The sequence below is a fragment of the Rhizobium ecuadorense genome (assembly GCF_001187535.1).
Lineage (GTDB): Bacteria > Pseudomonadota > Alphaproteobacteria > Rhizobiales > Rhizobiaceae > Rhizobium > Rhizobium ecuadorense.
In genome coordinates, this window is the sequence record NZ_LFIO01000369.1 from 1 (window position 1) to 246 (window position 246).

General features: G+C 57.7%; 1 protein-coding gene. It reads left to right on the top strand.

The genetic code is table 11. From position 1 onward, the window contains the following. A partial coding sequence (locus tag AF337_RS08105) for an extracellular solute-binding protein (protein ID WP_152970958.1) occupies positions 1-246 on the top strand: 246 nt, incomplete at both ends.

Consider the following 246-nt stretch of genomic DNA (forward strand, 5'->3'; position numbering starts at 1 on the left):
GAGATGTCCGATGTGTTTCTCTACAATTCCGGCTCGCTGCTACAGGCCCTGAAGCCGACACAGACGCTTGTCGATCTGAGCGGACTGTCGTCGCAAGCGAAAGTCGACGAAAGTTTCAAATCGGTCGTCCGTGCCGATGGCAAGATCTATGGCGTTCCCTTCGGCACGGCGATGGCGGGAGGGATCCTCTACAACAGGAAAATCTACCAGGACCTCGGCCTCTCCGTCCCGAAGACATGGGCGGAC